General features: G+C 69.9%; 22 protein-coding genes and 1 pseudogene. 11 read left to right on the top strand and 12 right to left on the bottom strand.

The genetic code is table 11. The annotated features are described in order from the left end of the window. Window positions 1–4 precede the first annotated feature (4 nt). Window positions 5–790 carry an adenosylcobinamide-GDP ribazoletransferase gene (locus tag SPR02S_RS52330; protein WP_019065048.1) on the bottom strand — a complete coding sequence of 262 codons (786 nt, stop codon included), beginning with the start codon at window positions 788–790 and terminating at the stop codon, window positions 5–7. A gap of 60 nt (window positions 791–850) precedes the next feature. Here SPR02S_RS52330 and SPR02S_RS52325 point away from each other — a divergent pair, with 60 nt between their 5' ends. Further along, on the top strand, window positions 851–1,618 hold the full coding sequence (locus tag SPR02S_RS52325; protein WP_019065047.1) for a hypothetical protein: 768 nt from the start codon (window positions 851–853) through the stop codon (window positions 1,616–1,618). Window positions 1,619–1,635: 17 nt separating this feature from the next. On the opposite strand, the gene SPR02S_RS64425 is transcribed toward SPR02S_RS52325, so the two are convergent. The 3 genes and pseudogenes from SPR02S_RS64425 to cobT form a co-directional block, all read right to left on the bottom strand. After that, window positions 1,636–2,298 (bottom strand): hypothetical protein, encoded by a 663-nt coding sequence (locus SPR02S_RS64425; protein ID WP_019065046.1) that lies wholly within the window; start codon window positions 2,296–2,298, stop codon window positions 1,636–1,638. Beyond that, window positions 2,295–4,061, bottom strand: a complete 1,767-nt coding sequence (locus SPR02S_RS52315) for a phosphatidylglycerol lysyltransferase domain-containing protein (protein ID WP_019065045.1) — start codon at window positions 4,059–4,061, stop codon at window positions 2,295–2,297. Before SPR02S_RS52315 ends, SPR02S_RS64425 begins: the two co-directional genes overlap by 4 nt. Window positions 4,062–4,947: 886 nt before the next feature. Then, a pseudogene (gene cobT / locus SPR02S_RS58405) lies at window positions 4,948–6,042 on the bottom strand (nicotinate-nucleotide--dimethylbenzimidazole phosphoribosyltransferase); the annotation flags it as partial. A gap of 151 nt (window positions 6,043–6,193) precedes the next feature. Here cobT and SPR02S_RS52305 point away from each other — a divergent pair. After that, entirely contained in the window at window positions 6,194–6,727 is a 534-nt protein-coding gene (locus SPR02S_RS52305) for a class I SAM-dependent methyltransferase (RefSeq protein ID WP_019065043.1), read from the top strand. On the opposite strand, the gene SPR02S_RS52300 is transcribed toward SPR02S_RS52305, so the two are convergent. Next, window positions 6,724–7,926 carry a bifunctional adenosylcobinamide kinase/adenosylcobinamide-phosphate guanylyltransferase gene (locus tag SPR02S_RS52300; RefSeq protein ID WP_026151697.1) on the bottom strand — a complete coding sequence of 401 codons (1,203 nt, stop codon included), beginning with the start codon at window positions 7,924–7,926 and terminating at the stop codon, window positions 6,724–6,726. The two genes, SPR02S_RS52305 and SPR02S_RS52300, sit on opposite strands and share 4 nt — an antisense overlap. 272 nt (window positions 7,927–8,198) lie before the next feature. On the opposite strand from SPR02S_RS52300, the gene SPR02S_RS52295 reads away from it, so the two are divergent. Beyond that, entirely contained in the window at window positions 8,199–8,411 is a 213-nt protein-coding gene (locus SPR02S_RS52295) for a hypothetical protein (protein ID WP_019065041.1), read from the top strand. Window positions 8,412–8,492: 81 nt separating this feature from the next. Here SPR02S_RS52295 and SPR02S_RS52290 read toward each other — a convergent pair whose 3' ends face one another. The 3 genes from SPR02S_RS52290 to SPR02S_RS52280 all read right to left on the bottom strand — a co-directional run bounded on the left by SPR02S_RS52290 (window position 8,493) and on the right by SPR02S_RS52280 (window position 11,155). Further along, window positions 8,493–9,563 carry a S1C family serine protease gene (locus SPR02S_RS52290; RefSeq protein WP_019065040.1) on the bottom strand — a complete coding sequence of 357 codons (1,071 nt, stop codon included), beginning with the start codon at window positions 9,561–9,563 and terminating at the stop codon, window positions 8,493–8,495. A 105-nt stretch (window positions 9,564–9,668) separates the two neighbouring features. Continuing rightward, window positions 9,669–10,370: a class I SAM-dependent methyltransferase gene (locus tag SPR02S_RS52285; protein ID WP_019065039.1), complete on the bottom strand. Its 702-nt coding sequence runs from the start codon at window positions 10,368–10,370 to the stop codon at window positions 9,669–9,671. A gap of 83 nt (window positions 10,371–10,453) precedes the next feature. Next, the gene (locus SPR02S_RS52280; RefSeq protein ID WP_078623279.1) at window positions 10,454–11,155 is read right to left on the bottom strand and encodes a DUF3043 domain-containing protein; all 702 of its coding nucleotides are present in this window, start codon (window positions 11,153–11,155) and stop codon (window positions 10,454–10,456) included. Window positions 11,156–11,333: 178 nt separating this feature from the next. On the opposite strand from SPR02S_RS52280, the gene SPR02S_RS52275 reads away from it, so the two are divergent. From SPR02S_RS52275 to SPR02S_RS52260, 4 genes are all read left to right on the top strand, one after another. Further along, complete coding sequence (locus SPR02S_RS52275) at window positions 11,334–12,128, top strand: PspA/IM30 family protein (protein ID WP_026151695.1); 795 nt, start codon at window positions 11,334–11,336, stop codon at window positions 12,126–12,128. Window positions 12,129–12,150: 22 nt separating this feature from the next. Then, entirely contained in the window at window positions 12,151–12,429 is a 279-nt protein-coding gene (pspAA, locus tag SPR02S_RS52270; protein WP_019065036.1) for a PspA-associated protein PspAA, read from the top strand. Between the two features lie 246 nt (window positions 12,430–12,675). Then, window positions 12,676–13,905 carry a sensor histidine kinase gene (locus SPR02S_RS52265; protein WP_019065035.1) on the top strand — a complete coding sequence of 410 codons (1,230 nt, stop codon included), beginning with the start codon at window positions 12,676–12,678 and terminating at the stop codon, window positions 13,903–13,905. Continuing rightward, on the top strand, window positions 13,902–14,588 hold the full coding sequence (locus SPR02S_RS52260; RefSeq protein WP_019065034.1) for a response regulator: 687 nt from the start codon (window positions 13,902–13,904) through the stop codon (window positions 14,586–14,588). The genes SPR02S_RS52265 and SPR02S_RS52260 overlap by 4 nt, the downstream gene beginning before the upstream one ends. An 18-nt stretch (window positions 14,589–14,606) precedes the next feature. On the opposite strand, the gene nadA is transcribed toward SPR02S_RS52260, so the two are convergent. Beyond that, complete coding sequence (gene nadA, locus SPR02S_RS52255) at window positions 14,607–15,791, bottom strand: quinolinate synthase NadA (RefSeq protein WP_019065033.1); 1,185 nt, start codon at window positions 15,789–15,791, stop codon at window positions 14,607–14,609. Between the two features lie 321 nt (window positions 15,792–16,112). Here nadA and SPR02S_RS52250 point away from each other — a divergent pair, with 321 nt between their 5' ends. Beyond that, on the top strand, window positions 16,113–16,469 hold the full coding sequence (locus SPR02S_RS52250; RefSeq protein ID WP_019065032.1) for an iron-sulfur cluster assembly accessory protein: 357 nt from the start codon (window positions 16,113–16,115) through the stop codon (window positions 16,467–16,469). Window positions 16,470–16,567: 98 nt separating this feature from the next. On the opposite strand, the gene SPR02S_RS52245 is transcribed toward SPR02S_RS52250, so the two are convergent. Both SPR02S_RS52245 and SPR02S_RS52240 read right to left on the bottom strand, forming a co-directional pair. Then, window positions 16,568–18,415 (bottom strand): hypothetical protein, encoded by a 1,848-nt coding sequence (locus tag SPR02S_RS52245; RefSeq protein WP_019065031.1) that lies wholly within the window; start codon window positions 18,413–18,415, stop codon window positions 16,568–16,570. Window positions 18,416–18,602: 187 nt separating this feature from the next. Continuing rightward, entirely contained in the window at window positions 18,603–18,836 is a 234-nt protein-coding gene (locus SPR02S_RS52240; RefSeq protein WP_019065030.1) for a hypothetical protein, read from the bottom strand. A 131-nt stretch (window positions 18,837–18,967) separates the two neighbouring features. On the opposite strand from SPR02S_RS52240, the gene SPR02S_RS52235 reads away from it, so the two are divergent. Next, window positions 18,968–19,942 carry a carbohydrate kinase family protein gene (locus SPR02S_RS52235; RefSeq protein WP_019065029.1) on the top strand — a complete coding sequence of 325 codons (975 nt, stop codon included), beginning with the start codon at window positions 18,968–18,970 and terminating at the stop codon, window positions 19,940–19,942. Between the two features lie 88 nt (window positions 19,943–20,030). On the opposite strand, the gene SPR02S_RS52230 is transcribed toward SPR02S_RS52235, so the two are convergent. Continuing rightward, window positions 20,031–21,413, bottom strand: a complete 1,383-nt coding sequence (locus SPR02S_RS52230; protein WP_026151694.1) for a cysteine desulfurase/sulfurtransferase TusA family protein — start codon at window positions 21,411–21,413, stop codon at window positions 20,031–20,033. Between the two features lie 308 nt (window positions 21,414–21,721). Here SPR02S_RS52230 and ctaC point away from each other — a divergent pair, with 308 nt between their 5' ends. Beyond that, window positions 21,722–22,681 carry an aa3-type cytochrome oxidase subunit II gene (gene ctaC / locus SPR02S_RS52225; protein WP_019065027.1) on the top strand — a complete coding sequence of 320 codons (960 nt, stop codon included), beginning with the start codon at window positions 21,722–21,724 and terminating at the stop codon, window positions 22,679–22,681. Further along, window positions 22,678–23,382 (top strand): cytochrome c oxidase subunit I (locus tag SPR02S_RS52220; RefSeq protein ID WP_019065026.1); only part of this gene is annotated, 705 nt, incomplete at its 3' end. The genes ctaC and SPR02S_RS52220, both read left to right, overlap by 4 nt.

Genomic DNA, 23,382 nt, shown 5'->3' with positions numbered 1-23,382 from the left:
GTACTCACCCACCCACCGAAAGCACCACAAGCACAGCCGTAGCCGCAGTCTCCGCGAGCCCCCCGAACACGTCCCCCGTAACCCCACCAAACCGCCGCCGACAGTGCCGCAGAAGCAACTCAGCGACGACGAGCGCCACGACAACGGCGACAACCACGTGCGCATACCCACGCCCCCCGAAGAACGGCCCAAACGCCGCCGAAATCACGCCGTTGGACACGGTCACAGCCACCGCACCCCCCACCGGAACCACCCCCGCAACCGCCGCCCCCAACCCCTCCGGCCGAGCCGCAGGCACCCCCACCCGCGCAGCCCACGTCAGCGCCAGCCGAGCCACGATCCCGGAGACAACGGCCGCCGCCGCACCCCGCCCCCACGAGTCGCCGTAGAGCTGAGCCAGCGCAGCCACCTGAGCCAGCAGCACGAAAACAAGAGCAAGCACCCCGAACGGCCCGATGTCCGACTGCTTCATGATCCGCAGCGCATCCTCGGCGGGCTTCCCACTCCCCAGCCCATCGGCAGTATCCGCAAGCCCATCCAGATGCAGCCCCCGAGTAAGAACCGCAGGCACGGCAACACTCCCGACCGCGGCGAGCAACGGCCCCGCCCCCAGAAACAGAAGCAGCAGCCCAAGCCCCGCCGCACACCCACCGACAACCACTCCGACGGCCGGGGCCACCATCATTCCGCGGCGCGCGGCCTCCCGGTCCCAGCGGGTCACCCTGACCGGCAGAACAGTCAGCGTGCCGAACGCGAAGCGGAAGCCGTCAAGGGGCGAGGTCTTGGACACCGGCGCAGATTACCCGGCGGTCAGGAGGGCGCTCCCGGCGGCCGTGGCTAAAGTGCCCATATGGGACATTGGCTGCACCGCAACATCGTCGAGCCGGGCAAACTCCCCCTGCTCCTCGCGCTCACCGCCTTCGTCCTGACGTTCGTCATCACCCGGGTCATCACCCGCCTGATCCGCGCCGGCAAGGGCCCCTTCGGCAACATCAAGGCCGGCGACGTGCACATCCACCACGTCGTCCCGGGCGTGGTCCTCACCGTGATCGGCGGCTTCGGCGCGGTGGCCAGCACGCGCTACGGCGTCGGTTCGGCCCTGTTCGCGATCGTCTTCGGCATCGGCGCGGGCCTGGTCCTGGACGAGTTCGCGCTGATCCTCTACCTCGACGACGTGTACTGGACCGAGGCCGGCCGCAAGAGCGTCGAGGCGGTGGTGCTCACGGCGGCCCTGGTCGGCTTCGTCCTCGCAGGCTTCTCACCCTTCGGCGTCAACGACCTCACCGCCGCCGAACTCCATGACCGCGCCGGCGTGATCGTCAGCGTCGGGGTCAACTTCCTCTTCGCGCTCATCGCCCTGAGCAAGGGCAAGGCCCGCACGGCGGTCTTCGGAGTCCTGGTCCCGCTGGTCGCGATCGTGGGCGCGATCCGGCTGGCCCGCCCGGGTTCCCCCTGGGCCAAGCGCTTCTACCGCAAGCGCCGTCACCGGGCCCGAGCCCGTTCCACCCTCCGCGCCTACCACCACGACCGCCGCTGGGCGGGCCCGCGCCGAGTCGTCCAGGACTGGATCGGCGGCAAACCGGACCCCGAGCCGCTACGGCTTCCCGGGCGCCCATGAGCACGCCCCGCCCCCGCTCACCTCACACCCCGCCTGCGATGCCGTAGCGCCGAAGCCAGGCAGAGCAACCCCACAGCGATGATCGCCGCCAGATGCTCCTTGCCCGCGAGGTTGCCCTTCAGCATCACCTCGATCGCCATCGCCCCGGTCACCGCCAGCGCCGTCGCGTACGCGCCGTAGCGCCACGCGACGAACACCGCGAGGCCGACCACCGCGGCCGAGGGACCCGTGTCCACGACCAGCCGGTCGGAGCTGGGCAACCCGAACGGGTTGTCGAAGCCGAGCCAGATGCCCATGCGCGCGTACAAGGTCCCGGCGAGGGTCGCGGCGTAGGCGATGACGAGCGTGCGCCAGCGGCCGAGGGCGATCTCCGCGATGCCGAACACGAAGAGGATCTGGGCCAGCGCGCCCCAGACGGGGAGGTCCAGTGCCGGTACGAAGAGGGAGAGCGGGGTGCGGAGGAGGGCCAGCCACAGGGGGTCCACCGCCCGTACCGCGCCCGTGTCCTGCACGAACTGGTAGCCCCACGACTGGTTCTGCACGAACTGCAGGACCGCCGTCAGCAGCACCGCCCCGATCGTCATCGGGATCGCCCGCCGGCGCCGCTTCAGCAGCGGCTCGCGCACGGTGACGTAGAGCAGTCCCCATTCGGCGCGGGCCCAGCGGGCGAGGCAGTTCATCTGTGCGTCTCCAGGTGCTTGCGGTGCAGCCACTTCGGCAGTCCCGGTGCCTCCAGGAAGCCCTCCGCGCGCGCCGCCGCGAGGCCGATGCGCAGCAGGTCCGCGCTCTTCTCGAAGAGCAGGAACCGGGGTTCCCAGATGGGCCGGTACTTGGCGTTGGCGCGGTACAGCGACTCGATCTGCCACCAGCGCGAGAAGAAGCTGAGGAGTGACCTCCACAGCCGCAGCACCGGCCCGGCGCCGATCCGCGCCCCCCTTTCGAAGACCGAGCGGAACATGGCGAAGTTGAGCGAAACCTGGGTGATTCCGATTTCCTGGGCACGGCGGAGGAGTTCGATCACCATGAACTCCATGAGCCCGTTGTCGGAGTCCCGGTCCCGGCGCATCAGGTCCAGCGACAGCCCGTGCGGACCCCACGGCACGAAGGACAGCACCGCCCTCAACTCACCGTCCCCGTCAGTGCATTCGAGCATCACGCACCGCCCGTCGTCCGGATCCCCGAGCCGCCCGAGCGCCATGCTGAACCCGCGCTCGGTGGCCCCGTCCCGCCAGTCGTCGGCGCGCTTCAACAGATACGCCATCTCCTCGGCCGGAATGTCCTCGTGCCGCCGGATCCGCACGGTGTACCCGGCCCGCTTCACCCGGTTGTAGGCCTGCCGTACGGTCCGCATGGCGCGCCCTTCGAGGGTGAACTCGGCCACCTCGACGAGGGCCTCGTCCCCGAGTTCGAGGGCGTCGAGGCCGTGCCGCGCGTAGACGGTGCCGGCCTCCTCACTCGCCCCCATCACGGCCGGAATCCATCCGTGAACCCGCGCTTCCGCGAGCCACGGCTCGATCGCGCCGGGCCACGCCTCCGGGTCGCCGATCGGGTCGCCGGAGGCCAGCGACACCCCGCCCACGACCCGGTACGCGACGGCCGCCTTGCCGGTCGGCGACCACACCACGCTCTTCTCCCGGCGCAGCGCGAAGTACCCGAGCGAGTCCCGTTCGCCCTGCCGTTCAAGGAGCGCCCGCAGCTTCTTCTCGTCGTCCTCGGTGAGCGGGTCGACGGCGCGCCGGGAGCGGAACGCGGCGTAGAACACGGCGAGGACCAGGACCGTGCTGAGGACGTTGATGACGACGTTGACCCAGTTCGGGGTCCAGATGCCGGGGAAGCGATTCTCCGGCGCGGCGATGGACACCAGCCGGAAGGCGCCGTAGCGCCAGCGCTCCACGAAGGTCGAACGGGACGCGTCGTGCGCCTGGTTGGTGACCGTCACCAGCAGCGCGGCCAGCAGTGAGGCGGCCAGGGTGCCGCCGACGGCGACGACGGCGGCGAGCCGGGGGTTGGACCGGTCGCCCTTCGCGTAGAACTCCCGCCGCCCCGCGAGGAGTGCACCGACGAAGGCCGCGGTCAGCACCAGGGAGATCCAGTTCTGCGGGTACCGGCGGATCTCCTGGAACGACATGGCGAACCCGAACAGCGCGAGGAACAGCCCGCTGACCACCAGGTTCAGGATCCACGCGGCGCGTTTGCGGCGCCGCATGGTGATGGCGAGGAACGCCGTGAACACCCCGGACGCGAAGCCTGCCGTCAGCAGATACGGCGTGAAGAAGTTCTCCTGGTTGTGCCGTCGTACGTCCTGCCCCAGCGAAACCCAGGCCGCGCTGAGGAAGTTGATGAACGCGACCGCCCGCAGATACCAGACAGCGAAGGCCGCGGCCCGCCGCGAGGCGCCTGAGCTATGACGTTCCTGAACGGGCCCGACCCGGACATCTCCCATGAAGGAGGATCATATGGGCGTTGTCGCGACGAACGGTTCTTATCCGCCGCCGCAACGATCACGCCCCGGTCACGCCCCGGTCGCTCCTCGACTTCTCGCCCCGGTCACTCCTCGGACTTCCCGCCCCGGGCCGACCGACTTGTCGGCCCCGGCCGGCTGCTGTCTGCCGGCCGGCTTCTCGGACTCGGCCAGCTGCTGTGCGTCGGCCAGGGGCCGCATATCGGTCGGCTTCCGCACGGGGGACGGCGTCTGCACATGGGTCGGACTGTGCACGGGGCCGCCCGATGCAGGTGGGTCGGGCTGTGTGCGGCGGCCGGTTTCTCGGCCTTGGCCGGCTGCTGCGCGGCGGTCGACTTCTACATAGGGGCCCGGTCTCTGTGCTGTGGCCGGTTTGTTCGCCTGGGTCGGCTTCTCGGCCTTCCCCGGGCCCGTGTTCGCTCCCGGCCTATTCCGGCTGCGTGGGCTTCTCCGGCTCTGCGGCCGTCACGGGCTTCCCGGAAGGCGTCGCCGCCTGGGCTTCCTCCGGGCCTGCGGCTGCTTCCGGGTCGTCGGGCTTCTCCGGGCCCGCGGTTGCTTCCGGGTCGTCGGGCTTCTCCGGGCCTGCGGCTGCTTCCGACGCCAGGGCCACTTCCGGGCTCACGGTGCCTTCCGGCCCCACAGCCGACTCCGGCCGCGCGGCCTGTTCCGACCTCGCGGCGCTCGCCGGCTCTGCAGCCCTCTCGGTCCGTGCGGCACCCTCGGGTTCTGCAGCGGCTGCGGCCTCTGCGGCGGCTCCAGGCTCCACGGCGGCTCCGGGCTCTGCAGCAGACACAGGCTCCACCGCCGCAACGGACTTGCCAGCCGCAACGGACTCCTCAGTCGCAACGGATTCCGCCGCCGCAACCGGCTCCACGGAAGGGGAAGCCGCCTCCAGCTCCTCCGGTTCCGCCAACTCGTCCCGCTTCAGCGGGAGTTCGGCGGCGAGCGCCGCCGCGGCCTGCACCAGCGGCAGCGCGAGCAGCGCGCCCGCGCCTTCTCCCACCGTCACGCCGTGGTCGAGGAGGGGTTCCAGGGCCATCCGGTCCAGCGCCTTCGCCTGGCCCGGCTCGCCGCTGTTCTGTCCGGCCAGCCACCAGTCCGGCGCCCGGAACGCGACCCGCTGACCCACCAGCGCACAGGCCGCGGCCACGACCCCGTCCAGGATCACCGGCAGCTTCCGTACGGCACTCTGCAGCAGGAACCCGGTCATCGCGGCGAGGTCGGCCCCGCCCACCGTCGCGAGCAGCTGCAACTGGTCGCCCAGCACCGGCCGGGCCCGCCGCAGCGCGTCCCGGATCGCCGCGCACTTGCGCATCCACGCCAGGTCGTCGATCGCGAGCCCGCCCCGCCCGGTGACCACCGAGGCATCGGTCCCGCACAGCGCGGCGATCAGCACGGAGGCCGGTGTCGTCCCGCCGACGCTCACATCGCCGAGGACCACCAGATCCGTACCGGAGTCGGCCTCCTCGTTCGCGACGGCGACCCCGGCGTTGAACGCGGCCTCCGCCTCCTCCAGGGTCAGCGCGTCCTCGATGTCGATACGCCCGCTGCCCCGCCGTACGCGATGCTTCACGACCGCGTCCGGCAGCGAGCCGGGGTCGCAGTCCAGGGCCATGTCCACGATCCGCACCGGGACCCCGAGCCGCCGCGCGAGCACCGCCGCCGGGCTGCCGCCCTCCAGCACCGACCGCACCAACTCCCCGGCGCTGCCCGCCGGTCGGGCCGACACACCGAGTGCGGCGATCCCGTGGTCGCCCGCGAACAACACCACACGCGGCCGTTCGACCGGCCGCACCGGAACGGCGCCCTGCGCCGCCGCCAGCCACTCACCCAGGTCGTCGAGCCGGCCCAGCGACCCGGGCGGCACGATCTGACGTTCGCGGCGGGCCTCCGCGTCACGGCGCACACCGCCGTCGGGGCGCTCGATCAGATCGGTGAAGTCGTCGAGATTAAGCGAGCTCATTCGCCGAACAGTACCGGCAGCGATCGAACGCGACAGCGCCACATGGCCACGCCACATGGGCACCACGCGCCCCGGACGTCCTTGCCCTCAAGATCTAGATCCCGTACGTATCGTTTTGCACCGTTTTGCCGTACGTCTCCGGGAGCCGCCCATGAACAGCCTGCGCACCCGCGTCAGCACGCGCGTCAGCACCCTCGACGCGTACCGCCGCCACCGCGCGCTGGCCCGCGCGATCCTGCGGCTCCTCCCGGAACCGGAGAGCTGGCTCGACGTCGGCACCGGCGACGCCCACTTCCCGGAAACGGCGAAGGCCCTCTTCCCGTACACCTCCTTCGACGGCGTCGACCCCACCCCCCGAGTCGTCCGCGCCCGCGCCGCCGAACGCATCGAGGAGGCCTACGCCGGCCACCTCACAGACCCGCACATCACCACGGCCCTCCAGTCCCGCTACGACGTCGTGACCCTCCTGCGCGACCGCTCACCGGCCCCCGACCCCGAGGCCGAACTCCGCGCCGCCCTCACGGTCCTGCGCCCCGGCGGCCTCCTCCTCCTGGAAGGCCGCCCCGACGACCTGCGCACCCAACTGGAGCCCCACGACTGCGAGTTCGTCACGGAAGCCCGCCGGGTCCCGGACCGCTTCCCGCCCCCGCAACGCGTCATCGCGCGCAGAAAACAGCAGCCCTAGCCGCGCAGCGCGAGCGCCTGCCCCGCCACCACCAACAACACGTGCTCGCACTCACCGGCGATCGCGGCGTTCAACCGCCCCAGCTCGTCCCGGTACCGGCGCCCGGACGCGGTCGCCGGCACGATCCCCGAGCCGACTTCGTTGGACACGGCAACAAGGGTCCGCCGGGTCGAACGCACGGCAGCGGTCAACTCCCGTACCCGCTCCCGGAGTTTCCGCTCCCCGCCGTCCCCCCACTCCGTGTCGTCCCATGCCCCCACGGAGTCCATGGCGTCGGTCAGCCACAGCGACAGACAGTCGATGAGCAACGGCGGCCCGTCCTCCGCGAGCAACGGCACCAGGTCGCACGTCTCCGCCGTACGCCACGACCCCGGCCGCCGCTCCCGGTGCGTGGAGACGCGGGAGGCCCACTCGGTGTCCCCGTTGCGCGAGCCGCCGGTGGCGACATACAGCACATCGGGAAAGGCCTCCAACCGCCGCTCCGCCTCGATGGACTTCCCGGACCGCGCCCCGCCGAGCACCAGCGTCCGCCGCGGCACATCGGGCACGTCCTCGTACACCCCCACGGTCAAGGTCGTCCCGTCCGGCACGGCCCGCGCCCCCACGGCAGCCAGCCGCCGCACCAACTCGGCCCCCGGCGCCACATCGTGATCGAGATGCACGGCGATGACATCGGTAGCGGGCCCCATAGCCCCGACGGCCCGCAGCTTGGCCAGCGCATCCGGCCGCCCCACAACATCCGCGAGCACCATGTCGTACGACGGAACGGCCCCCTCCTCGAGCCCGGCCGGCGCACCCCCCGGCGGCAGATACAGCACCCGCTGCCCATCGGGCCCGGTGACGGCGTACCCGGTACCGGGCGCGTCCATCGCCACCGCCCGCACCCGATGCCCCGTCAACAACGCCAGCTCCCGCCCATCCGGCACCCGCCCCGGCTGCGGCAACCCGGCAGGCACCTCCACCGCGGGCCCATCATGCGGATGCGACAACAACACCTGCCGCACCCCACCGAGCGAATGCCCGGCCCGGGCTGCGGCAAAGGCGGCACCGGGAGTCAGATCCAGCAACAGAGTCCCGTCCACGAGAACAGCGGTGGCCGCCCGAGCATCAACCCCGAGCGACACGGCACAGGCCGCACAGGGGCAGTCGAGACGCGGGAGTCCAGCGGGGGCACCGGTGCCGAGAAGAGTCAGTTCCACAGGTTCGATTTTCACCGGTCACCGGGAGACATGCGCGCCCTGGACCCCCTGAGGGGCGCGGGGCTGTGACATTTGCGGCTCCGCCGCGGGGCGCGACCAGCCCCCACCGACCCGCACTGACCGATATCCGCAACTCACCCCCACCGAACCCGCACCCGACCGAATATCCGCAGCTCACCCCCCACTAACCCAGCGGAGCGAATACGCTGCACACGGAAGCCGGACCAAGATCCGGCTTCTGTTCTGCACGCGCTCAGACTTTGGAGGCGTAGATGGCGGCATGGATCTGGCGGTTCGAGAAGTCCGACGGGACCGAGGTCGAACCCGCGGTCACGCCGGAGGAGTTCACCACACAGGGCGACGCGGAGTCCTGGCTCGGCGAGATCTGGAAGGAACTCGTCGCGGGCGGCGCGGACCAGGTGTTCCTCTTCGAGGACGGCACACAGATCTACGGTCCGATGAGCCTGCACGCCGAGAACGCGTAACCCGTCGTAGGCCAAAGAGGTGGGGGCGACCGGAGAAACACCGGCCGCCCCCACCTCGTTCCCGAAGCGATCCGGGCCGGTCTACTGCTCGCCCAGCGTCACATCGACCGTCTTCGACGCCCCGTTCCGCGTGTACGTCACCGCCGTCCGCTGCCCCGGCTTGTCGGCGGCGAGGGCCTCCGACAGCGAGGTGATCGTCGTGATCCCCGTGTCACCGAGCTTCGTGATGATGTCGCCCGCCCGGATACCGGCCTTGTCGGCGCCCCCGCCGTCTTTCACCTCGACCACGGCGACCCCGGCGGCCTGATAACTGTCGTCGACGACCGTACGTCCGGTGATGCCGAGGGCCGCCCGCCCCGAGTCGGTGACCTTGCCGTCCTTGACGATCTGGTCGGCGACCGTCTTGACCATCGAGGACGGGATCGCGAACCCGATACCGGGCGCGGCGCCGCCCCCGAAGTTCGGATCGGTCGCGGCGAGGGTCGGGATACCGATGACCTGCCCGTTCAGATTCACCAGCGCACCCCCGCTGTTGCCGGGGTTGATCGCGGCCGAGGTCTGCACCATGTTGGCGATGGTCGCGCCCGTGCCACCCCCGGTACTGCCCTCGCTGACGGTCCGTCCGGTCGCCGACACGATGCCCTGCGTCACGCTGGACGACAGTCCGAGCGGCGAGCCCATGGCGAGGACGATCTGCCCCACCTCGACCTTGGCGGAGTCGGCGAAGGTCGCCGCCTTCAGCCCGTCCGGCACCTTGTCCAGCTTGACGACGGCCAGGTCCTGCTCGGGATACGAGTAGACGAGCTTGGCGGTGAGCACGTCCTCGCTGTTCGCGGTGGTCACCTTGAAGGTCTTCTCGTCCCCGACGACGTGCGCGTTGGTGACGATGTGCCCCTGGTCGTCGTACACGACCCCCGACCCCAGATCACTGCTGGCCTGGATCTGCACGACCGACGGCAGGACCTCCTTGATCACCTTCAGGTAGTCGTTCTGCAGGTCGTCACTCGACATAGGTACGGCGGCCTGTGCGGCCTGTGCGGTCGAGGTGTCCTTCTTCGACGAGGACCCGGCACCCGCACACCCGGCGACCAGCGCGAGCGAGCAGGCGAGGAGAACCATGGGGCGGAGGGTGCGGGCGCGGGGAGAGTCCATACGCCGAGTGTCTCTTTGGGGTGAATATCCGGCTTGTACTGCTGACCCGAACGGGCCCCCAGGGGGACTACGGGGAACACGGGGACCAGGGGGAGGGCCGTGCCCTCAGCCCCGCACACCGCACAGATGCAGCAACGCGGCCACCGCCCGGTACGGATCCGTCCGCCCGGCCCGCTCCTCGGCGGCCAGCAGCGGCTCGACGTCCGCCGGGATCTCGGCCCCTTCCGGAGCCGTGTCGGTGAAGACCCGCACGCCGTACCAGGACTGCAGCGGCGCCCCGATCCCCGCCAGCGTCGCCGTCAGGGTGGCCAGCCGGTCCGCCCGCGCGTCGACGCCGAGCCGGTTGCGGTACGCGGCCGAGTCGAACGCGCCCAGCGCGCCCGCCCAGTCCCAGGACAACCCGGGCCGCATCGCCAACGCGTCGGCGTTCCGCACGAGCAGCGACAGCAGCCCACCCGGCGCCAGCATCCGCGCAAGACCGGCGAGCAGCGGATCGGGCTCGGACACGTACATCAGTACGCCATGACACAGAACGACATCGAAGCTGCCCGGCAGGAAGTGCACGCCGGTGTCCCGGCCGTCGCCCTCGATGATCCGGACCCGCTCCCGGATGCCCTCGGGCTCACGGGACAGCGACTCGCGGGCCGCGGCGACCATCTTCGGTTCCTGTTCGAGGCCGGTCACCTGGTGCCCGGCCCGGGCCAGCCGCAGCGCCTGCGTGCCCTGGCCCATCCCGACGTCGAGCACCCGCAGCCGCTGTCCGACGGGATACCGGCCGGCTATCTGCTCGTCGAGCTGCCGGGCCACCAGCTCCTGTCGTACGACATTCCGCAGCCCGCCCAGCCTGCTCAGCCAGGCGTCCGCCGCGCCCCCGGAGAAGGAATCCGCGCTCAGGGCCGCTCTCCGCGCTTGACCTGCGGCTTCGGCAGCCGGAGTCGACGCATCTGGAGGGAGCGCATGAGGGCGTACCAGACGGTGCCCTTCGTGTTCTGGCCCGGGAAGCGCTCGGCGAGCAGCTTGCGCAGCCGGAAGACGCTCCAGAACGAGTCGACCACGATCAGCACGATCACCACGAGCCACAGCAGCAGCGCGATGTTCTGCAGCGCGGGCATCTGCACCACGCTGAGCACGAGGATCACCACCGCCAGCGGCAGGAAGAACTCGGCGATGTTGATGCGCGAGTCGATGTAGTCACGCCCGAACTTGCGGATCGCGCCCCTGTCACGGAGCGGGAGATCCCGCTCGCTGCCGCGGCCGGACAGGGCCTGGCGCTGCCTGTCCATCTGCGCACGCCGCTCGTCGCGCTGGCGCTTGGAGGCGTCCTTGCGCGTCGTCGAAGTGTTGGCGACGCTGCGGCGCTGAGTCTGTGACTCACTGCGCTTGGGCGTGGGCCGACCCTTCGGGGCCTGAGGGTCTCGGGGCATCTTGGAGTCGGTCAGCGACACCTTGTCGGTGGGCGCTGCCTTCTCTTCCTTGGCGCGGCTACGGAACACAAAACCCAAGGGTAAGGGGTGAATGGGGTTGGACCCCAGCCCTGTGGGGAACGATCCGGCAACACCGCTCGTCTGTAGGGGAACAGAGAAGGACGTCATGAGCGGGTCCTGCCAGGGGAGCACCTACTCCTCAGGCTGGATCAGGACCGCGGTCAGTCGTCCTTGGGGATGAGCGCATCCGTCCCCGAACAGTGCGGTAATGGATGCAGGGCCCGTACTGTTGGTCCTGTTGTAATCGCTGTAGCTGGAGTCCGTCAGAAGGGGGCGCGCGAAGCCCATGAGCGGTGTCATGAAGCGTATGGGGATGATCTTCCGCGCGAAGGCGAACAAGGCCCTTGACCGGGCCGAGGACCCGCGCGAAACCCTCGATTACTCGTACCAGAAGCAGCTGGAGCTGCTTCAGAAGGTGCGCCGGGGAGTGGCCGACGTCGCCACCTCCCGCAAGCGTCTGGAGCTCCAGCTCAACCAGCTGCAGTCACAGTCCTCGAAGCTGGAGGACCAGGGCCGCAAGGCGCTCGCCCTCGGCCGCGAGGACCTGGCCCGCGAGGCGCTCTCGCGCCGGGCCGCGCTTCAGCAGCAGGTGACGGACCTGGAGACGCAGCACACGACGCTCCAGGGCGAGGAGGAGAAGCTCACCCTCGCGGCCCAGCGCCTCCAGGCCAAGGTGGACGCCTTCCGTACGAAGAAGGAGACCATCAAGGCCACGTACACGGCGGCCCAGGCACAGACCCGGATCGGCGAGGCCTTCAGCGGCATCTCCGAGGAGATGGGCGACGTGGGCCTGGCGATCCAGCGCGCCGAGGACAAGACCCAGCAGCTCCAGGCCCGCGCCGGCGCGATCGACGAGCTCCTCGCCTCCGGTGCCCTGGACGACCCGACCGGCATGGCCAAGGACGACATCCAGGCCGAGCTGGAACGCCTGTCCGGTGGTACGGATGTAGAGCTGGAACTTCAGCGCATGAAGGCGGAGCTGGCCGGTGGTTCGTCCACTCCGCAGCAGGCGATCGAAGGCGGCACCGACAAGGCGCAGCCCCAGCAGCCACAGGACACCCCGCGTTTCGACAAGCAGTAGGCCCACGCCTGAGGAGGGCGACATGATCGTACGGATCATGGGGGAGGGGCAGGTGAGGCTGGCCGACAGCCACCTCACCGAGCTGAACAAGTTGGACAACATCCTCCTGACGGAGGTCCAGAGCGGCGACGTCCCAGCCTTCCGCCAAACCCTCCAGGCCCTCCTGGCGAAGGTCCGAGAACTGGGAGACCCCTTGCCGGACGACTCCCTGGAACCATCAGAACTGATCCTCCCGGCCGAGGACGCGACCCTGGAGGAAGTCCGGGACCTGCTGAGCGACGACGGCTTGATCCCGGGGTAGAGGGCGGCTTCCTCTCGACGGGGTTCAACTGTCAGCTGGTCCGGCAGCTGCGGACGAGCGGCCCCTTTTCAGCGCAGGCCCGCAATTTCAGCCCGTCCGGCGTTTGAGGACGAGGCCGTTCAGGCCGAAGCGGGGGTCCGGGGGCGCAGCCCCCGGTGACGCCCACACCAACACCCCGCACAGGCACAAGGAACGTACAGCTGACCCCCGTTCCGCCCCCGGCAGGGACGCCGTACCGTTGCCAGAGTGAGCACCCTCGACCGCGCGCGCCGTCACCTGGAGGCGCACCCCTCCGCGCTGGACACGGCCCTCGCCGCCGCGGTGCTCGTGTGCATGCTGGCCGGATCGTTCGTGGACCCGCACGGAGGGCACGGCGTCAGCTGGGGCATCCGCATCCCCGCCCCCCTCAGCCTGATCCTCATGACGGTCGGCGCCGCCGCGCTGATCAAGCGCCGCCGCGCCCCCATGCTGGTGCTCGCCGTCACCGCAACCGCGTCCCTCATCGAGAGCGTCACCAGCGACCCTCGCGCCCCGGTCGCGATGTCGGCGGTGGTCGCCCTGTTCACCGTGGCCGTCACCACCGACCGCTCCACCACCTGGCGCGTCGCCCTGCTCACGATGACCGTGCTGACCGGCGCCGCGATGCTCGGCGGCCCCCTCCCGTGGTACGCCCAGGAGAACCTCGGCATCTTCGCCTGGACCGGCATGGCGGCCGCCGCCGGCGACGCCGTACGCAGCCGTAAGGAATTCGTGCACGCCATACGCGAGCGCGCCGAACGGGCCGAACGCACCCGTGAGGAGGAGGCCCGCCGCCGGGTCGCCGAGGAACGGCTGCGGATCGCCCGCGACCTGCACGACGTGGTCGCGCACCACATCGCCCTGGTCAACGTGCAGGCCGGAGTCGCCGCGCACGTCATGGACAAGCGCCCCGACCAGGCCAAGGAAGCCCTCGCCCACGTACGCGAGGCCAGCCGCTCCGCGCTCAACGAACTCCGCGCCACCGTCGGCCTGTTGCGCCAGTCCGGCGACCCCGAGGCCCCCACCGAACCGGCCCCCGGCCTCGACCGCCTCGAAGAACTCGCCGGCACCTTCCGCAACGCCGGCCTCCAGGTCGAGGTGGCCCGCGCGGACAACGGCACCACCCTCCCCGCCGCCGTCGACCTGGCCGCCTACCGCGTCATCCAGGAAGCCCTCACCAACGTCCAGAAACACGCCGGCACGGAGGCGAAGGCCGAGGTCAGTGTCGTCCGCGTGGGCCCGAACGTGGAGGTCACCGTCCTCGACAACGGCTCCGGCGAGTCCGCCGAGGAGGCGGCCCCCGACTCCGGCGGCGGCCACGGCCTGCTCGGCATGCGCGAGCGCGTCACCGCCCTGCGCGGCACCCTCACCACCGGTCCCCGCTACGGAGGCGGCTTCCGCGTCCATGCGATCCTGCCGGTCAAGACCCGCCCACGCGCCTCGGGGGACCCCGTATGACGACGATCCGTGTCCTGCTCGCCGACGACCAGGCCCTGCTGCGCAGCGCCTTCCGCGTACTCGTCGACTCGGAGCCCGACATGGAGGTCGTAGGAGAGGCCTCCGACGGCGCGCAGGCCGTACTGCTGGCGAAGGAGGAGCGGGCGGACGTCGTGCTGATGGACATCCGGATGCCCGGCACGGACGGCCTCGCCGCGACCCGCATGATCAGCGCCGACCCGTCCCTCGCCCACGTCCGGGTGGTCATACTGACGACCTTCGAGGTCGACGACTACGTGGTGCAGTCCCTGCGCGCGGGCGCGTCAGGCTTCCTGGGCAAGGGCTCGGAGCCGGAGGAGCTCCTCAGCGCGATCAGGGTCGCGGCGGCCGGAGAGGCCCTGCTGTCGCCCGTGGCGACCAAGGGCCTGATCGCCCGTTTCCTCGCGCAGGGCGGCGATATGGACGACGATCGCGACCCCGCCCGCGCCGAACGCCTCGAAGCCCTCACCGTGCGCGAACGCGAGGTCCTCGTCCAGGTCGCCGGCGGCCTCTCGAACGACGAGATCGCCGAACGCCTGGAGGTCAGCCCCCTGACGGTGAAGACCCACGTCAACCGCGCCATGTCCAAACTGGGCGCCCGCGACCGGGCCCAACTCGTCGTCATCGCCTACGAGTCGGGCCTGGTCCGGCCGCGGGTGGAGTAGCACTCCGGACGTACGGGCTTACGGCAGCGCCAGCATCCGTTCCAGCGCCAGCTTGGCGAAGGCCTCCGTCTCCTTGTCCACCTCGATGCGGTTGACCAGGTTGCCCTCGGCGAGGGACTCCAGGGTCCAGACCATGTGGGGGAGGTCGATGCGGTTCATGGTCGAGCAGAAGCAGACCGTCTTGTCGAGGAAGACGATCTCCTTGCCCTCGGGCGCGAAACGGTTCGCGAGCCGGCGTACGAGATTCAGCTCGGTGCCGATGGCCCACTTCGAACCGGCCGGGGCCGCCTCAAGTGCCTTGATGATGTACTCGGTTGAGCCGACGTAGTCCGCCGCGCTCACGACCTCGTTCTTGCACTCGGGGTGCACGAGGACGTTGACGCCGGGAATCCGGGCCCGCACGTCCTCCACCGACTCCAGCGAGAAGCGGCCGTGCACCGAGCAGTGGCCGCGCCACAGGATCATCTTCGCGGCCCTCAACTGCTCAACGGTGAGGCCCCCGTTGGGCTTGTGCGGGTTGTAGAGGACGCAGTCCTCCAGGCTCATGCCCAGGTCGCGGACCGCCGTGTTGCGCCCGAGGTGCTGGTCGGGGAGGAACAGCACCTGCTCGCCCTGCTCGAAGGCCCACTCCAGGGCGCGCTCGGCGTTCGAGGAGGTGCAGATCGTGCCGCCGTGCTTGCCCGTGAACGCCTTGATGTCGGCGGACGAGTTCATGTACGACACCGGCACGACCCGCTCGGCTATGCCGGCCTCGGTCAGCACGTCCCAGCACTCGGCGACCTGCTCGGCGGTGGCCATGTCGGCCATCGAGCAGCCCGCGGCGAGATCGGGGAGTACGACCTTCTGATCGTCGCCGGTCAGGATGTCCGCGGACTCCGCCATGAAGTGCACACCGCAGAACACGATGTACTCGGCCTCCGGGCGCGCGGCCGCGTCCCGGGCCAGCTTGAAGGAGTCGCCCGTGACGTCGGCGAACTGGATGACCTCGTCGCGCTGGTAGTGGTGGCCGAGCACGAAGACCTTGTCGCCGAGCTTCTCCTTGGCCGCGCGGGCCCGCTCGACCAGGTCCGGGTCGGACGGCGAGGGCAGGTCACCGGGACACTCGACGCCGCGCTCGCTCTTCGGGTCGGCCTCCCGGCCGAGGAGCAGCAGGGCGAGGGGCGTCGGCTGTACGTCGAGCTCCTGGGTCTGGGCGGTGGTCACGACACGCACCCTTTCTGTTCTGCGGGCGGGGCCGTCCCGATGGGAGGACGGCCCTTTTCGTCGAATTGACGTTATCTATCATAACTGCTTCACGTCAGTTTGACGATGTCCATAACGTCGATGTGACATCAATCCCGGTGGGCAGCCGCACACCCCCGCAAGGTCCCCCGCGTACGCACACAGCGAGGGACCTTGCGGGGGTGTGCGAGCATGGAAAGAGGTGCCGACGGAAAGACACCGGGCATGGCCCGGAATGAATCCACGGCCCCGGCGGTTGAAATCGTCGGCAAGCAGTCTCCGTACAACCCGGGAGAGATGTAGATGTCCGTATCGGACGAGACCAGCACCGTCACCGACGGCATCCTTCTGTCCGACGCCGCCGCGGCGAAGGTCAAGGCCCTGCTCGACCAGGAAGGCCGTGAGGATCTGGCCCTGCGTGTCGCCGTCCAGCCCGGCGGCTGCTCCGGCCTGCGTTACCAGCTCTTCTTCGACGAGCGCTCCCTCGACGGCGATGTCGTCAAGGACTTCGGCGGCGTCAAGGTCGTCACCGACCGCATGAGCGCCCCGTACCTGGGCGGCGCCTCCATCGACTTCGTCGACACCATCGAGAAGCAGGGCTTCACGATCGACAACCCGAACGCGACGGGCTCCTGCGCCTGCGGCGACTCGTTCAGCTAAACCCGCTTGCCCTGGTGGGCAATTGAGCAGAGCGAAGGCGGCGGCCCCCTCCGACAGGGCCGCCGCCTTCGGGCTTTTCCGGTGCCCGGGAGCGCCGGCTACTGGGCCAGCGAGGGCCCCACGCCCGCCCCCGCCGTCGGCTGTACGCCCTTCCCCGCCTTCTCCGCGGGGATCGCCTCGCCGTCCGGCCCCACGACCTTCCGGTCACCGACCGGCGCCTTCAACTGCACGGTCTGGTGGTAGACCTTGGCGATCATGACGCAGATCTTGTCCGGCCAGGGAGTCGCGGTCACCGTGACCGTCACCTCGCCCGAACTCTCCACGGCCGACGCCTTGTAGTCGGCGCACACCCCGCCGGTGAAGGCCACGGTGAGACTCTTCCCGTCGGCCGACCAGCCGTCCGCCTTGACGTCGTGCGGCTTCGCGGGGGAGGTCGAACTCGCCGTAGGAGTGGGCGTGTTGGCCGCAGCCAGATACTTCGGGTCGATCGCGGGATACGTCACCGTGAAACTGTCCTGCCCGCCCGGCTGCCGCACCTCGAACAACCAGGACGGCACCAGCGCCTGCTTCCCGTCCACGGACTGCACGGCGAGCCCGAACACCGCGTGCTCGACGGCGGCCGGGGCCTGCGCGGGCGAGGCGGAGGCGGAAGCGGCGTCGGTGGACTGCCCGCAGGGCGCCTCCAGCCGGTCCTTCAGCGGTACGGGACTGGCGCAACCGCCGATGCCCATACGGTGATCGGTCCTCGGCGCCGCGTTCATCAGGTCCAGCGTCTTCTGCGCACTCAGCACGGGATAGACGTCACCCTTCATCGGCGCCGCCAACTGCCCACTCCCGCCGACGACTTCACCCTGGGCGCTGACGGTCAACCCGGTGGTCCACCCATGGGTCGGCAGCCCCCCGATCACCGGCTCGGCGTTCACCACCCGCTGCGCGCCCATGAGTTGGCTCGCGTCGACCTTCGCGTCGTCCTGTCCCACGGCCTTGAGGATCGGGGCGGCGGCCTTCTTCGCGACGGCCACGCTCACCGGGTCGCTCGCGGGAGCCGCGGGGTCCTTCCGGCAGTTGGAGGTGCCGGTGCAGTCGTCCGTGCTGGGTGCGTAGCGGCTGAACGTCCACATGCCCGGCGCCGCCTTGTTCACCTGCAGACTGGGCCCGCTCCCGTCCTGCCCGCCCACCTTCCAGTACTGCCCTTCGGCCACCGGCCTCCCCGTGACCCCGAGCGCCTTGGCGAGCCTGGCCACGTCGTCCTTGCCGACCTCGCCCTCCGGCGAGTACACGGCGGCGGAATCAGGCCCACCGGGCAGGCTGCCGACGGCCTTGTACGTCTGGCCGTACGGATTCGGCTCCCCGGACGCGATCCCGCTCGTGCCGCCCGAGGAGTACCCGTCGAGCGCGAGCGGCGGCGGAGTCCCGTCGGCGCCGGACGCCGCGGACCCCGTCCCTTCCCCCGACCCCCCGGACCCGGCCGAGGACGAGGCGAGATACGCCCCGCCACCCCCTACGAGCAGCACGGCGGCGGCGACGGAGGCGATGACGAGCGGCGACCTGGATCGCGCGGGGCGCCTGTCGTCATCGGTTTCGGGATAGGGGGAGGGGGATTGGTCGTGCAGGGGCAGATCGGCGTCGGTGGTGGTGACGGACTGCTCCGGGTGGGCGGCCTCGGGGGGTGTGGGGTCGGTGACTTCCGGCCGGTCCGCCTCCGTGCCGCCGGACGCCGTAGGTCCGGCCTCTTCGCTACGGTCGGTCTCGGCGCCGGACGCCTCACCATCAGCCATGTCTTCGTCGGCCACGTCCTCGCCGGCCTCGGGGCCGTCGACCTCGGTGTCGACCCTGGTGTCGTCGACCTCGGGCCCCTTCGTGGAGCCCTTCGCGGCGTCCCCCACGCCCCGCACGTCACCGGAGGTGCCGGTCGTGTCGTCGTTGTCGGGTCGCTCGGTGTTCACCGCATCGCTCCTTCGGCTGCGCAACTGTCCCTTGACCCTGACCCGGCCCTGTCAAAGCGGCAGGCGAAAGGGTCGTATCCCGCATCCCCTTTACGGGGGACAGCGATGGGACGCAGCGGGGGAGCGCGCGGTTCCACCGAGCGCGCCGATCCTGCTGAATGACGCCGATCCTGCTGAACGACTCAGCTCAGTTGCCGTACTCCGACATGCCGTCAAGGAGCCGGGCGGACTTCGACGGCACCGACACGCCGTGGATGAGCGACGGAGACACCGGAAGGGCAACGATCCGGTCGGGGACCGTCCAGTGGGGAGCCATCCGCGCGCAGTCGCCGCGCAGCGCGGCCAGATCCGCCTCACCTTCGCTTTCGAGGTGGACCGGAACGTGGACCGGAACGGAGCCGTCGACCTTGAGGTTCGTCATAGCGGCACCGTAGGCACGCTTGACCTCGCGAAGAAAGATCTACTATCGGGTAGTTTTGGCCGCTTCAGAGTCGCCGCGCGGACCGGGTAGCGTGAACTGTCAACGCAGCCTCCCTCAGGAGAGTCCTCGCCGTGCGCATCGCAGTCACCGGCTCCATCGCCACCGACCACCTCATGACCTTCCCCGGCCGCTTCGCCGACCAGCTGGTCGCGGACCAGTTGCACACGGTGTCGCTCTCCTTCCTGGTCGACAACCTCGACGTACGCCGGGGTGGTGTCGGGGCCAACATCGCCTTCGGCATGGGCCAGCTCGGCACCAAGCCGATCCTGGTCGGCGCCGCGGGCTCCGACTTCGCCGAGTACCGCGACTGGCTCGACCGGCACGGCGTCGACACGGACTCGGTCCGTATCTCGGAGACGCTGCACACCGCGCGCTTCGTGTGCACGACGGACTCCGACCACAACCAGATCGGCTCCTTCTACACCGGCGCCATGAGCGAGGCCCGGCAGATCGAGCTGAAGACCGTCGCCGACCGCGTGGGCGGCCTCGACCTGGTCCTGATCGGCGCGGACGACCCCGAGGCGATGCTCCGCCACACGGAGGAGTGCCGTACCCGTTCCATCCCGTTCGCCGCGGACTTCTCCCAGCAGATCGCGCGCATGGACGGCGACAACATCCGCATCCTGCTGGAGGGCTCGGCGTACCTCTTCTCGAACGAGTACGAGAAGGGGCTCATCGAGTCGAAGACCGGCTGGAGCGACGAGGAGATCCTGGCCAAGGTCGGCCACCGGGTCACCACGCTCGGCTCGCGTGGCGTTCGTATCGAGAAGGTCGGTATGGACCCGATCGAGGTCGGCTGCGCGGAGGAGGAGCGGAAGGCCGATCCCACGGGGGTCGGCGACGCGTTCCGGGCGGGGTTCCTCTCGGGGCTGGCGTGGGGGGTTTCGCTGGAGCGGGCGGCGCAGGTTGGTTGCATGCTCGCCACGTTGGTCATCGAGACTGTTGGCACGCAGGAGTACCAACTGCGGCGGGTGCACTTCATGGACCGGTTCACCAAGGCTTATGGGCATGATGCGGCGGGTGAGGTTCGGGGGCATCTGGGCTGAGTTGTTGGCTGCGGGCGCGTGGGGGCTGGTCGCGCACACGCGGCGGTAGCCGCATATCGACACAGCCCCGCGCCCTTAAAAGGGGCGCTCAGGTTGCCCGGCGGATCAAGTACGCCGTGCCTTTGGGCGCCCTCTCCTCGCCCACGTACTCCTGGCCCCGCATCTCGCACCACGCCGGGATGTCCAAGCGTGCTGCCTCGTCGTCGGACAGGACCTTGACCGTCCCGCCCACCGGCACATCGCCGATGACCTTGGCCAGCTCGATCACCGGGATCGGGCAGCGCTTGCCGAGGGCGTCCACGACCAGCGACTCCGACTCCTCTTCTACGGCGGTCACCGGCGTCTGCGCGCCCAGCTTCTCCCGTACTCCCGCCACGGCCCCCGGCAACACGGCGAGGAACCGCTCGACGTCCTCCTCCGTCGCCCCCCGTGGCAACGACACCCGCACATTCCCCTCACTCAGCACCCCCATCGCCTTGAGCACATGGCTCGGCGTCAGCGTGCTGCTCGTGCAGGACGAGCCGGACGAGACGGAGAAACCGGCGCGGTCCAGTTCGTGGAGGAGGGTCTCTCCGTCGACATAGAGACAGGAGAAGGTGACGATCCCGGGCAGCCGCCGCACCGGATCGCCGACCACATCCACCCCCGGCACCAGCTTCGGCACCCGCGCCCGGATCCGCTCCGTCAATTCCCGTAGCCGTAGCGCCTCCTGGGCCGCTTCAGCGTGGACCGCACGCAGGGAGGCCGCCGCGGCCACGACGGCGGGGATGTTCTCGAAGCCGGGCGCCCGACCCGACTCCCGTTCGTCGACAGGCCCTTGGGCCGCGAACCGCACACCTTTCCGTACGACGAGCAGCCCGACGCCGGCCGGACCGCCCCACTTGTGCGCGCTCGCCGTGAGCAGCGACCACGCGCCCTCGACCTGACCCCACCCCAGCGACTGCGCCGCGTCGACCAGCAACGGCACCCCGACCGCCCGGCACGCCTCGGCCACCTCGGCGACCGGCTGCACGGTCCCCACCTCGTGGTTGGCCGACTGGAGACACGCCAGCGCGGTGTCCGAGCGGAGGGAATCGGCGTAGGCCGCCACGCTCACCGCACCCGTACGGTCCACCGGCACCTCGGTGGACGAACCGCCCTCCGCGACCAGCGCCTCGGCCGAATGGAGCACGGAAGAGTGTTCAACCGCTGACACGATCAGGTGACGCCCGACGCGCCGCCGCCCCGCCAACGCCCCCGCGATACCGGTGTGCACGGCCCGAGTTCCGGAGCCCGTGAACACCAATTCGTCGGGTCGGCACCCGACGGCTTCGGCAGCCGCTTCCCGCGCGGCATCCAACAACATCCGCGCCCGCCGCCCCTCCCGATACAACCGAGCAGGATCCGCCCACCCCTCGTCCAGAGACGCCAACAGCGCCTGCCGCGCGACGGGATGAAGGGGATGGCTGGAGGCAGCATCAAAGTAGGACACACGCCAACGTTAAAACGAGGGGGGAGCTACGAAGGGGCGCGGGACTGTGACATAGCGGCTCCGCCGCGGGGCGCGAGCAACCACAACGCACCCCGCACTCGCCCAAACCACCTCAACCCCCGAGCTATTAGGCGCCCGGAGTAACCCCCGGCGCGTATGCCACCCTCCCCGCGAACCCCCGGAGGGCGTCGGCTAGGGTTTGGTCCGCATAAACATCCAAACCCCTGCCCGACGCAGGGCGGCGACCGACCCGCGTGAAGGCAGGCCGCAGCCAATCCGCGCGGGCGAGACTCTCGGGAAGGCGCTACGTGAGTCCCAACGGCTCCGACCGCTCGCCGCGGCGCCCGATGCGGCGGAAGCTGCTGCAGGCAATGACTGCGGGCCTGGTCCTGGCGACCGCGACCGGTTGCACATCCAAGGACTTTCCTCGCCTTGGTTTCCCCACCCCGACCACGGAAGAGGGTCCGCGGATCCTCTCCCTGTGGCAGGGATCCTGGGCTGCCGCGCTCGCCGTCGGCGTCCTGGTGTGGGCCCTGATCATGTGGAGCGTCATGTTCCACAGGCGCAGCCGCACCAAGGTCGAGATCCCCCCGCAGACCCGGTACAACATGCCCATCGAGGCGCTGTACACGGTTGTTCCGCTCATCATCGTCTCGGTGCTGTTCTACTTCACGGCCCGCGACGAGACGAAGCTCCTGAGCCTCGACAAGAAGCCCGACGTGACGATCAACGTCGTGGGCTTCCAGTGGAGTTGGGGCTTCAACTACATCGAGAACGTCGACGGTGTCAGTGGTGACGCGACGACCGACAAGAACCTGGCCGCGATCCCGGACCGGTTCAAGAAGGAGTTCCCGGCGAACGCCGGCGGAGTCTACGACGTCGGTACGCCCGCCACGAAGAACCCGCAGACCGGCAACCCGGGGCCGACCCTCTGGCTCCCCAAGGGCGAGACGGTCCGCTTCGTCCTCACCTCACGGGACGTCATCCACGACTTCTGGGTGGTGCCGTTCCTGATGAAGATGGACGTCGTCCCGGGTCACACCAACGCCTTCCAGGTGACCCCCAACAAGGAGGGCACCTACCTCGGCAAGTGCGCCGAGCTCTGCGGCGTCGACCACTCCCGGATGCTGTTCAACGTGAAGGTCGTCTCGCCGGAGCGTTACCAGCAGCACCTCAAGGACCTCGTCAAGAAGGGGCAGACCGGTTACATCCCCGCTGGTATCGCGCAGACGAGCCACGAGAAGAACCGGGAGACGAACAACCTGTGAGCATCCTCAACGAACCCCAGGGTGCCCCGGCAGCAGAGTCCCACTACGCGGATGAGCTGCCGGTAAGGCGCAAGCAACCCGGCAACGTCGTGATCAAGTGGCTCACCACCACCGACCACAAGACGATCGGCACGCTGTATCTGGTCACATCGTTCGCGTTCTTCCTGATCGGCGGCGTCATGGCGCTGCTGATGCGCGCCGAGCTGGCTCGGCCGGGTCTGCAGATCATGTCGAACGAGCAGTTCAACCAGGCGTTCACGATGCACGGCACGATCATGCTGCTGATGTTCGCGACGCCCCTGTTCGCCGGTTTCACGAACTGGATCATGCCGCTCCAGATCGGCGCGCCCGACGTGGCGTTCCCGCGGCTGAACATGTTCGCCTACTGGCTCTACCTCTTCGGCTCGACGATCGCGGTCGGTGGCTTCCTCACCCCGCAGGGCGCGGCAGACTTCGGCTGGTTCGCCTACAGCCCGCTGTCGGACGCGGTCCGCTCGCCGGGCATCGGCGCCGACATGTGGATCATGGGTCTGGCGTTCTCCGGCTTCGGCACGATCCTCGGTGCGGTCAACTTCATCACCACGATCATCTGCATGCGCGCACCGGGCATGACGATGTTCCGCATGCCGATCTTCGTGTGGAACGTGCTGCTGACCGCCGTGCTCGTGCTGCTGGCCTTCCCGGTCCTCGCCGCCGCGCTG

The organism is Streptomyces prunicolor NBRC 13075 (genome assembly GCF_000367365.1).
In the GTDB taxonomy this organism is placed as follows: Bacteria; Actinomycetota; Actinomycetes; order Streptomycetales; family Streptomycetaceae; genus Streptomyces; species Streptomyces prunicolor.
The sequence above is the reverse complement of the archived record's forward strand: the minus strand, read 5'-3'. Positions and strand labels throughout refer to the sequence as shown.